This window comes from Bacillus sp. FSL K6-2839 (assembly GCF_038003365.1).
Lineage (GTDB): Bacteria > Bacillota > Bacilli > Bacillales > Bacillaceae > Bacillus.
Map to the genome: position 1 here is coordinate 871,529 of NZ_JBBOOZ010000002.1, position 13,871 is coordinate 885,399.

A 13,871-nucleotide genomic window follows, 5' to 3' on the forward strand; every position below is an offset into this window, starting at 1 on the left:
AGGGGGTCTTTTCATGTTCAAAAAGCAGGTCAAATCCTGTGTGATCGTACTCATGGCCATCATTCTCTGTATGGCGGTATTTCCTGGATACGAGGCAGCAGCTGTCAGTAAAGGAACAAATGTCAATGAAGCCATTGGGTTAAAAAATGGTGAAGTCATCTCAGGGACATTACAGAATGAAATGGAAGAGTCATGGTACCAAATCACGCCATCTGCACAAGAGGTGGCAAAAGATACACATATGAAAATTTCTGTCAAAAGTAAACAAGTGTTATCCGTATCGGTCTATCCAAGTAAAGACAGAGCGATGAAGGATGACACTTATTCGAGATACCGTGTGGACACTGCAAGTGGAGAGACAGAGATCGACTTCCCGCATGCATGGTCAGGTCCTTATTTTGTCAAAGTGCTCTATTTAGGGTCGGAGGAAGACAGCCGTGATGAGGAAGAGGATGCGGCCTATACAATTGGGTATAAAGGAGCTAACCTTCCGCCTTCTGAACCCGTTTTCCCTGAAGACGATGAGCCTGACATCATTATTATTGAGAAAAAGTACGGGCGCGAAATTCTCCAATCGATGCGTACAATTGAAGATAAACGTTTTAATGAAACACCAAATGGTCAGAAGCTGAGTCGCCTGCTCCAAAAGACAAAGCCATTTCTCAAATCGAAGCTCATCAAACAAAAAAATGAGCAGCAAAAGGTATACAATCATCTGCTTACATTAAAGACACTGCTAAATGACGTAGAGAAAAATGGTGCATTTAGTGGTCATATCGTGACAGAGAAAGAACAACAGGCGATCCGTTCTCTTTTTGATATGCTCAAAGGAGCAAGTCCTGCCTATTTGAAGAAGGAATTAGAAGCAGTGAGTCAAAATATTGGAATCGATCAGCTTGAAGGAAAATCGATCGGTTATGTATTAGAAAAGCAAAAGCTTGTAAAAGAAGAGAAAGTGAAGACGAATAAGATCATTTTTAAATTAAAGGATGGCCAAACGCTTCAATCTGCGAAAAAGAAGATGAAAAGCTATGGAATCCAAGAAAACCGCGTGACATCGCAGTCAGTAAGTCCTTTGTTTAAAGGAATGTATGTCTATGATGTGCCAGCAGGGCAAGAATCAGCTGGAAAGACTTTAAAAGCAGGCAAAGCTGTGATCAAAAGCACTGCGAGAAAGCTGTCCAGCATGCCGAATGTTGAATTTGCAGAGCCTGTTCAAACGTATCGTGCACTGAGCAATGATGTGCAGTATGGATACCAGTGGCCACTGAAAAACAGTGCGCAAAACAGCGGGAAAAAAGGCGCTGATGTGAAGTTTGAACAAATGAATACACTGATTGGCACAAGCAAAATGAAGCAAACATTGATTGCAGTTGTGGATACAGGTGTAGACAGTCGTTTGACTGATTTAAGCGGGACTGTTCGTACGGACTTAGGTGCGAATCTCATTGGACGAAACAAAGATGCGATTGATGACAATGGACACGGTACGCATGTTGCCGGCATTATTGCCGCAAAAGCCGATAATCATTACTCCATGGCAGGTCTCAATCAACATACGGGCATCATTCCGGTGAAGGTGCTGGATGCCTATGGCTTTGGAGATACAGAGCATACTGCACTTGGAATCAAGCATGCAGTGGATAAAGGCGCAAAGGTCATCAACATGAGCCTTGGCGGCTACTACAGCAGGGTGATTGAATATGCAATGAACTACGCGGCTCAAAGAAATGTACTAGTGGTCGTCGCGAGTGGAAATGATGGCGTTCCAGAAATGGGCTATCCTGCGACATCAAAGTACGCAATGGCCATTGGTGCAAGCAACCGTATGGATATTGCCGCTGAATTCTCAAGCTACGGTAAAGGACTGAGCATGTCTGCACCAGGATCTGATATTCCCAGCTTAATGCCGGATGGGAATGTCTCATACCTGAGCGGGACATCAATGGCGACACCATATGTGGCAGCGGCAGCAGGATTACTGCTTTCTAAAAATCCATCCTTGAAGCCAAATCAAGTAAGGAATATCTTGCAAAGCACAGCAGATAAGATCTCCTTTACATCTGTTGATGGAAAAGATGACGTTTTCTATGATGAAAACGATGAGCCAATTGTCGATCCGAAAATTCCAGGTATTGATTGGATGACAGGACATGGCAGACTGAATGCATTTGCTGCTTTAAGTGCTGTCGAACTGAATGCATCTGTGAGCAAAGTGGAGGATCAGCATCAAAAGGTGACAGGTAAAGCAAAGGCAGGCGCTGCTATTTCTGTGTATAGAGGCAAAACCCTGCTTGGAAAAGGCACAGCAGGCAAAAATGGAACTTTTAGTGTGAAGATCAAGCATCAGAACAAAAACAAAGTCCTTCACATTAAGATTTCAAAAGGAAAGGCCGCTACAACGCTCAAAACAGTCGTCAAAAAAGGCAAAGCACCAGCTAAGCCGAAAGTGGGCAAAGTAACGGTCAAAAGTAAAACGGTCAAAGGGACTGCGGGTGCAGGATTGACCATTAAAGTGAAAAACAAATCAAAGAAAGTCATCAAAATGGTGAAAACGAATAACAAGGGCGCATTTACTGCCCAAATAAAATCGCAAAAAGCCAAAACAGTCTTGTATGTGACCGCTTCTGATGTGAGAAAAAGAGAAAGCAAAGCGGTGAAGGTTGTTGTTGTGAAAAAGTAAGAGAAGAACTTCCCTTTCTAAAAAAGGGAAGTTTCAACGTGTAGACAAACCCTCGCATTCGTTGTCAGGGCTGTGCTCCGGTGCTCACGAATGTCAAATTCGCTCCGCTCCGGTGCTCGTCCTTCCTAGACTGCAAAGGTTTTCTATCACGCTGAAAAGAAGACAAAGGGCTAAAATAAAGATCATTTTAGCCCTTTGTCAACAATCTGGAACTTCCCTTTCTAAAAAAGGGAAGTTCTTTTGTTTGTTACTGGAAAAATACCAATTAATGTTGATAGTAATATAGTAGGAAAAAAAGGAGGATTTATCGATGAAAAAAATGATGTTTGCTTTCTTTCTATCATTGCTTCTCGTATTCCCAACCTTTGCACATGCAGAGGAAACAGGAGCAGTACCAGCATCTGTACAAGTAACTAGTGTCGCAGCAGCAGATAGTGGAATGGTGAATTACGGCTCTGGCAGTAAATATCGAGTGGGCTCTTATTATCCAGCTACGTTTAAAGGAACATTAAAGGATGCGAGCGGAAATCTGATGGCTAATCAGCCAATCCAGCTTTATTTTGAAGCAGCGATCAAATCATTGGCTCAAACAGCGACAGGCACAACAGACGAGAATGGACAATTTTCACTAACGATTCAAGTTCCTTCAGGTGCAGGCTACCGTACATACAATAATGCAGGCTGGTCGACACATTACTACGATATTGTTCCGGTGACGTTCACTTCAAACGACATCAAGCTATCTTCAAATGTCACAAGTGTGTACCATTTGGCATATACATTACGTAACTAATTTGCTGATGGAGACGACTTGGCTGGAGCTTGTCGTTTTTTTCATAGAAAAAAGGATGTCTCATTTGACATCCTTTTCTTTTTGTTAGCAAACCTGCTGGGCGGCAACCGAAAGAGTCGATAAACAAACACTCATCAGCCGTTACTCCCAGATTCGATCGAGCGTTTAACTTTTAATCCTGAGCTTTGATGGATAAGAACTTTCACACTTGAACGTTGATCCTTGAACGTTCAGCTTTGAGCTTTTATCAAGGATCATCCAAAGATGATCAGATGAGGAGGGAATGACCTTTCCCTCGGAGGTGTTTAGTTCTATCGATTTTCGGCTCACTAACAAAATCAATTAATCGATCTGTATTTTCGTCAGTGTATTGCTTTCAGACAAGGAAAAATCAACTTCCATTTGAAAATCCTCAATTTCGTTCGAAAGCTTTTCAATCTTCACTCGAAGACGAAGCGGGTCGATGATCGTTGCCTCATTTTCAGCGAGGAACGACTTGACGATCTCTTGGTTGGCAGCCGCTTGTGTTTTTCCGTCTTTCCCAAACAAGGTTTCTAAATGCTGGTCGAGCCTCTTTTTCACATCTTCATTGGTTTGTTCTACTTTGTCTACTAGTTCTGTGTACACCTTTTTCAATTTCCGTAAATAACGAATATCGTATTCGATCGACGTCTTCCGTTCAATCGCTTCTGCCACTGTCATGCTGACACCCGCTACATCAATTGTTGTGGTCGCATTCGACACAACAATGGCTGATTTGATGGCATTCCGGCGTTTGATTAATGCTTGAATCGATTGGTCATCAGCCTTCGCCTTTTTTTCGATTTCTTCTTGATTTTGAAACCCGTGCTGTATATGTTTCCCGATCATCAATCCACCAAGTACGGCTTCATCAACGGTTCGGTTGATTCTCTTATCTAACATTTTCAGTTCACTTAATGCTCTTGTAATGGTCATTTCCATATTAGTGACAACTCCCTTGGTTCATCCTGAAAATCATAGATTCCTATCATATACCAATGTGTGTTTCTTTTGCTAGCGATATCCTTTTTTGTCAAGTTGTTTATACTTTAAAAAAACCTGGTGCTATACACCAGGTTCTTCTCGTTTTTTCTGAATCCAAGCTGTCACATAATAGGCAGCATAGCAGAGCGCGATGAAAGGAATGCCGCAGATGAGGGCAATCCGCTGATTTGGATCAAAGGCAATACCGATGACAGATGCAAAACACAGGAGGAAGGCAGCAATTGGAACCACTGGATAGAGCGGGGTTCGAAAGGAAAGATCATGGAGCTGTCCGCCTTCCTGCAAAAAACGTTTCCGAAACATAAACTGTGAGGCAGCAATCCCCATCCACACGATTACAACGGCCAGTCCAGAGATCGAAACAAGGACAAGGTATACCGTTTCGGGTGCGATGACACTTGATAACAAAGAAAGAATACCGCCGATCATACTTAAAACCAGTGCATTCAAAGGAATTCCTTTTGATGTCAGCTTCGCTAGTTTCTTAGGCAGTGTCCGTTCCTCAGAAAGAGACCAGAGCATACGGGATGACGCGTATAGTCCTGAGTTTGCGGCAGATAAGATCGCCGTCAAAATGACAAAATTCATGAAATCTGCGGCATACGGAATCCCGATTCGATCAAACACCACAACAAATGGACTTTTGATCACCCCGGCTTCTTCCACTGGGATCAAGCCGGCTAAGACCACGATCGTTCCAACGAAAAACAGGACAAGACGCAGTACGGTTGTGCGAATCGCTCTTGGAATGGTCTCGTCAGGATTGACGCTTTCACCCGCAGCAATCCCAATTAACTCCGTACCTGAAAAAGCAAAATTGACGGCCAGCATCGTCATTAAAATTGGTAAAAAGCCGTTTGGGAAAAGTCCGCCTTCTCCAGTGAAGTTAGAAAAGAATGGAGCGGCCTCACCGCCCTTTAATGGAATCAAGCCAAACATCGCAGCTCCGCCAAGGATAATAAAGAGAATAATAGCCATTACTTTAATGCTGGAAAACCAAAATTCCGATTCTGCAAAGAACTTAACTGTAAAAGCATTGAGTAAAAAGATGAGAAGAGCAAAAACGCCGCTCCACATCCAAACCGATGTGTCTGGGAACCAGCGCTGCATTAAAAGGCCTGCCGCTGTAAATTCCGAACCGAGTGCCACTGTCCATGTCAGCCAGTAGAGCCAAGCGACTGTATAGCCTGTGCCGGGTCCAATGTATTTTGTTGCATACGTATGAAAGGCCCCTGTAACCGGCATTGCGACAGACAGCTCGCCTAAACAGAGCATCACGAGGTACACAATTAATGCCCCGACAAGATAGGCAAGAATCGTTCCTGCGGGTCCTGCCTGATTGATGGTATACCCAGAGCTTAAAAAGAGCCCTGTTCCAATAACGCCGCCTAGAGAAAGCATGAACAGGTGGCGGCTCGTCATTTTTCGTTGATATTGTTGTGACTGATCTTTTGCTTGTTCCATGTCTTCCCGCCCTTTTGCTTAGAAGTATGTGTGATGATTCGTGGTGCTATGATGTGGTTTGTTTTAAGATGTCCGTGATATCTTCTGGGGTCGTCCGGCAGCAGCCGCCGATGATATGCGCGCCGTCTTTGTACCATTGATGCGCACATTCACCAAATGTATGCTGAGATGTATCCCCGCTCCATACCTTTTCTTCAGGATCATATAATTCTCCTGAGTTTGGATACACGACAATCGGCTTGCTCGTCCCCTTTTTCATCTCTTGAATGAGAGAAGAGATAAATTGCGGCGGCGTACAGTTTACACCAACAGCAGCGATCTGTTCATAAGGTTCCAATGCTTGTACACATTCTCTGAGCAAATCACCTTCACTAATGTGAAGATCGTCCTTTGCGCTGAATGTGATCCAAGCAGATACACCCCTGAATTCATTTTGCAGCAGCTTTGCGATAGCCGTTGCTTCAATCAGACAAGGGATCGTTTCACATGCAAGAATGTCTGCACCAGCTTCTACTAATGCCTGAATTCTTGGTCTGTGAAAATCAATGAGTGCCTGCTCCGTGAGTCCGTAATTTCCCTTATATTCTGAACCATCAGACAAATAAGCACCGAATGGCCCCACAGATCCTGCGACAAATGGTTTTGTCCGCCCTTTACGATGCGCTTCATCCTGCCAAAAAAGATCGCGTGCCTCTTTTGCTAAAGTGACAGATCGTTTCATTAGTTCAATGGCTTCTTCTTTTGTATAGCCTTTTTCAGCGAAGCCATCAATCGTTGTTTGGTAGCTCGCTGTTGTGGCACAGTCAGCTCCGGCTTGGAAGTAATCCAAGTGTACTTGCTGAATCAATTCTGGCTGTTCAATGAGTATTTTGGCTGACCATAAACGATCGTTTAAATCGCAGCCCTTTCGTTCAAGCTCCGTTGCAAGTGCACCGTCTAAAACCAAAGGTGCGTGAGGCTGTAAACGGCTTTGAATAGGATTCATCGGAATCGAACACCCTCCTTTTTAGTTGGAAATGATGGATATGATATGAGGCAGTAGTTTAAATGACTAAAGTGTTTTTGTCAAGGAGAGGAAAAAGCATGATATCGCGGAAAAACCTTGAAAACATGCGGGTTTCGGTGCATAAACATGCAGTCAAAATAATAGAAAACCAAGTCATTGACAGCCTCTAAAAAGAGATATATATTATGGAAAGGTTCATTTCAGAAAGCTTCATCAAAAGGCGCTGTCTTTTGATTTTTATTTTGTCCAACGACTGTCTTCTTTCGTGCAGAAAGAGGGTTTTTTATATGCTTAGAAAAGGAGGAAAGAAGAAATTGAAAAAATGTGTAAAAGATTTGGCTATGATTCTGATTGGTTCTTTTTTATTTGCTGCAGCAGTGAACATGTTTGTCATTCCACTTGAATTTGGTGAAGGCGGTGTAACGGGGCTGTCCATCATTTTCTATTATTTGTTTGAAATTGCACCATGGCTGACGAACCTGGTGTTTAATGCCATCCTGCTGCTTGTGGGGTATAAATATTTGGACAAGAAGACGACGATTTATACTGTGGTTGCCGTCGCAAGTAACTCCCTATTTTTACACCTGACCACAACATGGGTCGTGAATGTACATGAATTGATCATTGGAGCGATTTTCGCAGGAATTATCATCGGTATTGGAATTGGTCTTGTGCTAAGAGCAGGCGGTACAACGGCGGGTTCTGCCATACTCGGAAGAATTGCCAACAAGTATTTAGACTGGAACGTGAGCTATGCCATCTTGTTCTTTGATCTGATCGTCGTATTTGCTTCCTACTTTATTATTGGTGCGGAAAAATTAATGTTCACCATTGTGATGCTGTACGTGGCAACAAAGGTGATGGACTTTGTGATAGAAGGGCTTAACACGAAAAAGGCAGTAACGATTATTTCTTCATGCAAAGATGATATTGCTGAAGAAATCAATCACACTTTGGATCGAGGCGTGACGATTTTAAACGGACGCGGTCATTATTCAAAGGAATCGAAGGAGATTCTCTACGCAGTCATTCAAAAGCAAGAGCTCATGCGCCTAAAGAAAATTATCAAGAAAATTGATCGAGACGCATTCGTTGTTGTCCATGACGTGCGTGATGTGTTCGGAGAAGGATTTGTGAATATATAAACCTGAAAAGACCTTAACCGGGTCTTTTTTTATGCTCTATACCTCTTGTCACATTATACTATGTATTGTATAGTATAAATGGTTAGGAGTTGTAATCATGAATGCACAATTAAAAAAAGGTTTGCTGGAATTCTGTGTACTGGCGGTATTAAAGAAAGGCGATTCCTATGGTTATCAAATTATTAAAGATATGTCCCATTGTATTGAGATTTCAGAATCGACATTATATCCGATATTAAAGCGATTAGAGCAAAACAACTATGTGGAGACCTATTCCCAGGAACATAACAGTCGATTAAGAAAGTACTACCGAATGACAAATAGCGGCCGTGAGCATATGGCGCAGTTTTTAGCGGAATGGGATCAAGTGATGGCGATTTACGACTTTATTTCTGGAGGACAGGGCAATGAATAAAAAAGAATTTTTAGCCAGCTTAGAGAAGCACCTGCATCGTCTAGGCGAAAAAGAAAGTGATCGGTTCATCGAATATTACGATGAAATGATCGAGGATTATCAGGAAGATGGCTACAGCGAACAGGAAGCTGTTCATCAAGTGGGTCAGCCTTCAATCATCGCTGAGGGGATTATGAAGGAACAAGGAATCAAAACTGCTCAGGTGCCGACGTTCGGAGAAAAAGCTACAAGGCTTTCCATTCTCATTTTGGGCTTTCCGTTATGGGGAAGTATTTTAGCAACGGTCATTCTGCTGATTCTTTCTGTCTATATGGTGGTTTGGTGCGTTCCGCTCGTCACAGGTGCATTGACGCTCACTGGTCTGCTCGGAGGTTTTTGGAGCATCATTGGTTCTCCATTTATTTTTCAGGACGGTTTGCATGTGGTGGTGACGCAGGTTGGAGTGGGTATTCTTCTATTAGGTGTCGGATTATTATGCGGCATTGCCACGGTGTATTTGACAAAGTTATTTGTGCAAATGACTGTTCAAACCACTAAGGCATTCATGGGAATGTTTAGAAAGAAGGTCGTGAGAATATGAACGTGAATGAATTCAAAAAGCAATGCTTTAAATGGGGCATGATCTTCACAGTTGTAGGAGGCATTGTAACGGCGATTGGGTTTGGGCTATCAGGTTTTGATCCAGACGCATATCACACAAAAAACGAGAACAACGTGTTCCGCACCATCAATTGGTAGCAACGCGCTATAATGAACTAAAAAAACCCGCTTATGCGGGTCTTTTTGTTGCTCGGGCCACAAAGAAGAAATAACAGCAAAGTGCACCTAGGTCACAAAGCATAATGATCAGGCCCATTGGAAAGGCTGTTTGGCTTCCCGCTAGTCCGACAAGAGGTGTCATGCATGCGCCTAGCAGCATTTGTGCCACCCCTATAAGGGCAGCTGCACTTCCTGCATGCGCTCCGTGATGCTGCATCGCAAGAGACGGCGCGGACGTACCGACAATTCCGACGCTTGAGACAACAAAAAACAATGGAATGAGAATGCCATACAATCCTGCATCAATGGAGATCATCAAAAATAAGGTGACGCCGCCTAAGGCAGCTGTCAGCAATCCAATGCGAAGAACTTTCTCTTCGCCGATTTTTACAGCGACACGGGCAAATACTTGTCCAGCCGTGATGATGCCAAGACTGTTCACCGCAAAGGCAGCACTAAATCCTTGTGGAGAAAGGTGGAAAAGATCCTGGAGCACAAACGGTGAGCCAGAAATATAGGCAAACATCGCTGCGAATACAAGACCCTGCGAGAGGGCATACCCAACAAAGAGACGATCACTCGCTAAAATTTTCATGGCACCAACAATCTGTTGAAAGCCCCCAGTCTGTCTGCGCTCCACAGGTAAACTTTCTTGTAGTGAAAAAATGGATCTCAGCAGCATCAAGGCCCCGAGAATTCCTAGTAGAACAAATACACCCTGCCATGTTGTAAAGCGTAAAATCTGTCCGCCCACAATAGGTGCCGCTGCCGGAGCAACCCCGTTGACCAACATCAGCAGTGCAAAGAATTTCGTCATTTCTGATCCTTCATAATGATCTCGCACAATGGCTCGTGCAATGACAATGCCAGCTGAACCAGCGAGCCCTTGAATCAATCTTAAGAGGATGAACATCCAAATCGATGTGACCACCGTACATAAAAGTGATGAGGCTATAAAAATGATTAAGCCGATCATCAGCGGTTTTCTTCTGCCGATCGTATCACTAATAGGACCTGCAATCAGCTGTCCAAGCGCCAGTCCAATAAGACAAGCCATAAGACTTAATTGGGACAAAGCCGTGCTTGCTTCAAAATCACGCGCAATATTAGGCAAAGCAGGTAAATACATATCCATTGCAAGCGGTGCAAGGGCTGTTAAAGACCCAAGCAATGCAGCAAGGAGAAATCGATTTTTTTTCGATTCTTGGGGATAAGATAAAGAACTCATATGATCACTACACTCCTCGTATACTTCCTCAAAACAGCATAATGAATCAAGCGTTCCTTTTCAATGGAAATTTTCAAAGATGATTCCGTGCAAAATGATTGATCTTTCGAATGAGACTCTTTACATTGAATGAGTAGAGAAAAGAACAAGGTCATCGACATGCAGTATTTGCATGATACGTATATCTAGCAATAAACAACAGGAGGTGCTGACATGAAGCAGCAAGAGCTGATCATTCGTCAAGCAGTCAAAGAAGATCATGAAGCGATCAGGCATGTACTAATCAAATCCTATTCACAGTATGAGCCTCAATTTACAGAGGAAGGCTGGCAAAATTATTCTGCTGCGCTTGCAGCAGCTGTAGATAATCCGAACATGGAGCTGATGCTTGTGGCGGAGCTTGAAGGCAAGGTCGTGGGGACGCTTCAAATGTTCCGGTCATCAGAGCAAGCGTATGACAAACCCGAAATGGGCATTACATCAGCCATCGTCCGGTTTTTAGGAGTAGATCCCGATGTTAGAGGAAAAGGAATTGCAGAGTCATTGTTACGTAAAAGTATTGAACTTACGCAATCATGGGGCGAAAATGTCCTGTATCTTCATACATCTGATAAAATGCAGGCTGCCATTCGTCTATATGAAAGAATGGGCTTTGAGCGTGCACTAGATAAAGAATTTGTGAATCAAAATGGGACGCATGTCAAGAGCTATCAATATGTTATCCAAAAAGAACAGCCGGCTGGTTCATCACATCACTCGTAATAAAAGGAAGAGCAAGTCCTTCAGGGACAGCTCTTCCTTTTTTCAATTTACGCCCACAGTACAAGCGCCCAATATGATACCCCCCACGAAATTAAACCGAACATGAAAAAGAATTTTAATACGCGTTCGTAAAGGGACAGCTTTCGTTCTCTCTTCGTTTTCACCAGCCGCCAATAAAAGGCATAGCTGCATAAAAAGAGGATGATTTGTCCAAGCTCTGTAAGGTTTTCAAGAATCGTGATTCCGTTCATTTATTTCACCTCATCATAGGTCTTCCATAAGTAAATGCAGCAACCCTTTATTTCTTCAAAAAAAATCGGTGTATACTGGAAAGAGAGAAACTAGATGCAGAGGGAGTTGTGACATGTTGTTTTCGCTACATGCGGATCGTTGGGATGAAGTAATCGAGAGGAAAATCAAATACTATCAGAAGGTCGTGGAACATACTTGTCAGCTGTTAGACGCACAGGAGCAGCAGGCTGTGCTGTTTCACAAGATCGAAGACACGTTTACGATGAGGGCAGGTGATGGTGCTCTGACCATTCCAAAAGGGAGCTATACGACCGCCTATTATTGGAAGGATCGACCCTACAATATTTACTACTGGAGGGATGATCAAGGGAAGGAACTTGGGTCTTATTTTAATATTGTGGGGAATACATGGTTCAACGGCCAGCTGGTCATATTTGAAGACCTCATTATTGATCTTCTCGTTCTGCCCAATGGTCATTTCTTTGTGTTGGATGAAGATGAATTGCCGGAGAGTTTAGCGGCTTTTGAACAAGGTTCAGTGCGCCGGGCATTAGAGGGTGTGATGGCTTCGTTAGAAAGCATACTCGTTCAAGTGAGGGCAGATGCCGAAGGAAAATATCATCACAGCTTGTTTGAGCCGATGTTGAAATAGAAAAAACGATTCCTTTCAGGCGAGGAATCGTTTTTTTCTGTCAAACCTTGATACGGTTTAATCGTTTCTGTAAGTTGGTTTTCGTTTTGGAAGCTTTTAGCTGTTTGACAGCGGTTTGAGCCGCTGCTTTTGTTTTCTTTGTCCGTTTGGCTTCCGCTTTTTTGACCTTTTGTTTGGCGTCTGTCACTTTCTTTTGATAGGCGACCTGTTTTTTGACTTTGTCGAGCCGGTTTTGCAGGCTTGTTTTTTCTTTGCCTTTGTTTAGCTTTTTGATAGCCGTTTGGGCGCTTTTAATGGCGCCTTGTGTTTTGTTTTTTTCGGCTGTTTGAACCTTTGAACGTGCGGAACGGATATCAATGGTTCCTTGTACCTTTTTCACCCGTTCGGTGAGTGCTGTTTTTTGTTTACTTGCAGTGAGTCGGCCAATTCTCGTTTTGGCTTGATTGACATCTGCCTGCTTTTTAGATGTTTCGGCTGTTTTGACAGCGCTGGTCGCAGCCTTTACAAAGGTGGACTGCGGTATATATTGCACGCGGCCATAGCCGAATTGTGGATCCTTTCCTTTTGCGCCAAGATCCACTGTATAGCTGCGCAATAAGGTGCGAAGCTGTGCATTTGTTTTCTTCGGATGAAGCTGCTTCAACAGCGCCAGCATCCCTGTGACATGCGGTGCAGCTTGTGATGTACCCGTTGCATACCAATATTCATTTTTTAAATAAGTGCTGATGACGTTCTCGCCAGGGGCAGAAAATTCGATGCCTTTCCCTGTATTTGAGATAGACGCGAGTTTGTCTTTGTCAGTGGTTGCGGAAACAGCAATGACGCTATTGTAAGCGGCAGGGTAGCTGATATGATTCTTCTTCCCATCATTTCCGCTTGCAGCGACCACAAGCAGTCCTTTTTTGTATGCTTCATCCACTGCTGAACGCAAGATGGGGATATTGTCTTCAAAACCTAGACTTAAATTCATAATATCCATCTTATTGCTAATGGCCCAATCGATGCCTCGAAGCAGACTGTACAGGTCGCCTTCTCCCTTTTTATCTAACACTTTCACAGCATACAGCTTCGCGCCAGAAGCGACGCCGACTGTGCCGTAATCGTTATTGATCGCACCAATCGTGCCCGCGACATGTGTGCCGTGTCCTTCATCATCTTTATAGGAAGATGTGTAGTTCACAAATGATTTACCGCCCGATACCTTTAAATCCTCATGTGGAAAAATACCAGTATCTAAAACGGCTACTTTCACATTTTTACCTGTGACGCCTTCTTTGATCGCTTTCTTTATATTCAGCTTTTGCAGGTTGTAAGATTTTTGAACCAATGCATCCTGATTCGTAGCGGCAGCAGTTTTTTTCATGGTAGAAGAAGCGAGTTTGACCTTTACGTTTTTTGACACATATGCAATGTTTGGGTCTTTTTTGAGTGAAGTGACGGCTTGTTCATCTGCTGTCACAGCGACAGCGGGAAGATGTATGTACTGTGCGTTCACTTTTTCACTTTCTTCAATAGCCGTTTGCTTTCCTTTTTGGTTTTTATAGACGATGATGACATCTGTTTCTTTTGGCGGTGCAGCTGCCTGCGAATGGTAAGGCAAGGCAGTTGTCAACGCAAGAAGAAACGCGATGACTACGACGATTTTCTTTTTCAAGGCGATAGCCCCTTGCATACGATGACCTCCGT

General features: G+C 43.4%; 14 protein-coding genes. 8 read left to right on the forward strand and 6 right to left on the reverse strand.

Annotated features, from left to right (window positions below; all coding sequences use genetic code 11):
- Window positions 1–13: 13 nt before the first annotated feature.
- Together MHH26_RS18640 and MHH26_RS18645 are read left to right on the forward strand one after the other, a co-directional pair.
- The gene (locus tag MHH26_RS18640; protein ID WP_340974340.1) at window positions 14–2,683 is read left to right on the forward strand and encodes a S8 family peptidase; all 2,670 of its coding nucleotides are present in this window, start codon (window positions 14–16) and stop codon (window positions 2,681–2,683) included.
- Window positions 2,684–2,993: 310 nt separating this feature from the next.
- Window positions 2,994–3,476 (forward strand): hypothetical protein, encoded by a 483-nt coding sequence (locus tag MHH26_RS18645; RefSeq protein ID WP_340974342.1) that lies wholly within the window; start codon window positions 2,994–2,996, stop codon window positions 3,474–3,476.
- Window positions 3,477–3,818: 342 nt separating this feature from the next.
- Here the strand turns inward: MHH26_RS18645 and MHH26_RS18650 are convergent, their stop codons facing one another.
- The 3 genes from MHH26_RS18650 to mmuM form a co-directional block, all read right to left on the reverse strand.
- Window positions 3,819–4,439 (reverse strand): hypothetical protein, encoded by a 621-nt coding sequence (locus MHH26_RS18650; protein ID WP_334750740.1) that lies wholly within the window; start codon window positions 4,437–4,439, stop codon window positions 3,819–3,821.
- Between the two features lie 123 nt (window positions 4,440–4,562).
- On the reverse strand, window positions 4,563–5,966 hold the full coding sequence (gene mmuP, locus MHH26_RS18655; protein ID WP_307498951.1) for an S-methylmethionine permease: 1,404 nt from the start codon (window positions 5,964–5,966) through the stop codon (window positions 4,563–4,565).
- 46 nt (window positions 5,967–6,012) lie between these two features.
- A complete protein-coding gene (mmuM, locus tag MHH26_RS18660) occupies window positions 6,013–6,951 on the reverse strand; it encodes a homocysteine S-methyltransferase (RefSeq protein ID WP_034664310.1) in 939 nt (312 codons plus the stop codon).
- Window positions 6,952–7,286: 335 nt separating this feature from the next.
- Between mmuM and MHH26_RS18665 the strand changes: the two genes are divergently transcribed.
- The 4 genes from MHH26_RS18665 to MHH26_RS18680 all read left to right on the forward strand — a co-directional run bounded on the left by MHH26_RS18665 (window position 7,287) and on the right by MHH26_RS18680 (window position 9,270).
- Entirely contained in the window at window positions 7,287–8,117 is an 831-nt protein-coding gene (locus MHH26_RS18665; protein ID WP_034664484.1) for a YitT family protein, read from the forward strand.
- A gap of 97 nt (window positions 8,118–8,214) precedes the next feature.
- Complete coding sequence (locus MHH26_RS18670; protein WP_034664309.1) at window positions 8,215–8,532, forward strand: PadR family transcriptional regulator; 318 nt, start codon at window positions 8,215–8,217, stop codon at window positions 8,530–8,532.
- Window positions 8,525–9,112 carry a DUF1700 domain-containing protein gene (locus MHH26_RS18675; protein ID WP_034664308.1) on the forward strand — a complete coding sequence of 196 codons (588 nt, stop codon included), beginning with the start codon at window positions 8,525–8,527 and terminating at the stop codon, window positions 9,110–9,112. Before MHH26_RS18670 ends, MHH26_RS18675 begins: the two co-directional genes overlap by 8 nt.
- Window positions 9,109–9,270, forward strand: coding sequence for a hypothetical protein (locus MHH26_RS18680; protein ID WP_162839381.1), 162 nt, complete (start codon window positions 9,109–9,111; stop codon window positions 9,268–9,270). The genes MHH26_RS18675 and MHH26_RS18680 overlap by 4 nt, the downstream gene beginning before the upstream one ends.
- A 31-nt stretch (window positions 9,271–9,301) precedes the next feature.
- Here MHH26_RS18680 and MHH26_RS18685 read toward each other — a convergent pair whose 3' ends face one another.
- Window positions 9,302–10,519 carry a multidrug effflux MFS transporter gene (locus MHH26_RS18685; protein ID WP_282068857.1) on the reverse strand — a complete coding sequence of 406 codons (1,218 nt, stop codon included), beginning with the start codon at window positions 10,517–10,519 and terminating at the stop codon, window positions 9,302–9,304.
- Window positions 10,520–10,732: 213 nt separating this feature from the next.
- Between MHH26_RS18685 and MHH26_RS18690 the strand changes: the two genes are divergently transcribed.
- On the forward strand, window positions 10,733–11,281 hold the full coding sequence (locus MHH26_RS18690; RefSeq protein ID WP_066031383.1) for a GNAT family N-acetyltransferase: 549 nt from the start codon (window positions 10,733–10,735) through the stop codon (window positions 11,279–11,281).
- A 47-nt stretch (window positions 11,282–11,328) separates the two neighbouring features.
- Here MHH26_RS18690 and MHH26_RS18695 read toward each other — a convergent pair whose 3' ends face one another.
- On the reverse strand, window positions 11,329–11,532 hold the full coding sequence (locus MHH26_RS18695) for a hypothetical protein (RefSeq protein WP_334750742.1): 204 nt from the start codon (window positions 11,530–11,532) through the stop codon (window positions 11,329–11,331).
- Window positions 11,533–11,645: 113 nt separating this feature from the next.
- On the opposite strand from MHH26_RS18695, the gene MHH26_RS18700 reads away from it, so the two are divergent.
- Window positions 11,646–12,185 (forward strand): DUF402 domain-containing protein, encoded by a 540-nt coding sequence (locus MHH26_RS18700; RefSeq protein ID WP_340974350.1) that lies wholly within the window; start codon window positions 11,646–11,648, stop codon window positions 12,183–12,185.
- A gap of 40 nt (window positions 12,186–12,225) precedes the next feature.
- Here the strand turns inward: MHH26_RS18700 and MHH26_RS18705 are convergent, their stop codons facing one another.
- Window positions 12,226–13,857, reverse strand: coding sequence for a S8 family peptidase (locus MHH26_RS18705; RefSeq protein WP_427847049.1), 1,632 nt, complete (start codon window positions 13,855–13,857; stop codon window positions 12,226–12,228).
- Between the last annotated feature and the right edge of the window lie 14 nt (window positions 13,858–13,871).

What these genes read in the sequence shown, in the direction of transcription:
- MHH26_RS18640 (WP_340974340.1), top strand. Translation starts at nt 14, where the DNA reads ATGTTCAAAAAGCAGGTCAAATCCTGTGTGATCGTACTCATGGCCATC.
- MHH26_RS18645 (WP_340974342.1), top strand. Translation starts at nt 2,994, where the DNA reads ATGAAAAAAATGATGTTTGCTTTCTTTCTATCATTGCTTCTCGTATTC.
- MHH26_RS18650 (WP_334750740.1), bottom strand. Translation starts at nt 4,439, where the DNA reads ATGGAAATGACCATTACAAGAGCATTAAGTGAACTGAAAATGTTAGAT.
- mmuP (WP_307498951.1), bottom strand. Translation starts at nt 5,966, where the DNA reads ATGGAACAAGCAAAAGATCAGTCACAACAATATCAACGAAAAATGACG.
- mmuM (WP_034664310.1), bottom strand. Translation starts at nt 6,951, where the DNA reads ATGAATCCTATTCAAAGCCGTTTACAGCCTCACGCACCTTTGGTTTTA.
- MHH26_RS18670 (WP_034664309.1), top strand. Translation starts at nt 8,215, where the DNA reads ATGAATGCACAATTAAAAAAAGGTTTGCTGGAATTCTGTGTACTGGCG.
- MHH26_RS18675 (WP_034664308.1), top strand. Translation starts at nt 8,525, where the DNA reads ATGAATAAAAAAGAATTTTTAGCCAGCTTAGAGAAGCACCTGCATCGT.
- MHH26_RS18680 (WP_162839381.1), top strand. Translation starts at nt 9,109, where the DNA reads ATGAACGTGAATGAATTCAAAAAGCAATGCTTTAAATGGGGCATGATC.
- MHH26_RS18685 (WP_282068857.1), bottom strand. Translation starts at nt 10,519, where the DNA reads ATGAGTTCTTTATCTTATCCCCAAGAATCGAAAAAAAATCGATTTCTC.
- MHH26_RS18690 (WP_066031383.1), top strand. Translation starts at nt 10,733, where the DNA reads ATGAAGCAGCAAGAGCTGATCATTCGTCAAGCAGTCAAAGAAGATCAT.
- MHH26_RS18695 (WP_334750742.1), bottom strand. Translation starts at nt 11,532, where the DNA reads ATGAACGGAATCACGATTCTTGAAAACCTTACAGAGCTTGGACAAATC.
- MHH26_RS18700 (WP_340974350.1), top strand. Translation starts at nt 11,646, where the DNA reads ATGTTGTTTTCGCTACATGCGGATCGTTGGGATGAAGTAATCGAGAGG.
- MHH26_RS18705 (WP_427847049.1), bottom strand. Translation starts at nt 13,857, where the DNA reads ATGCAAGGGGCTATCGCCTTGAAAAAGAAAATCGTCGTAGTCATCGCG.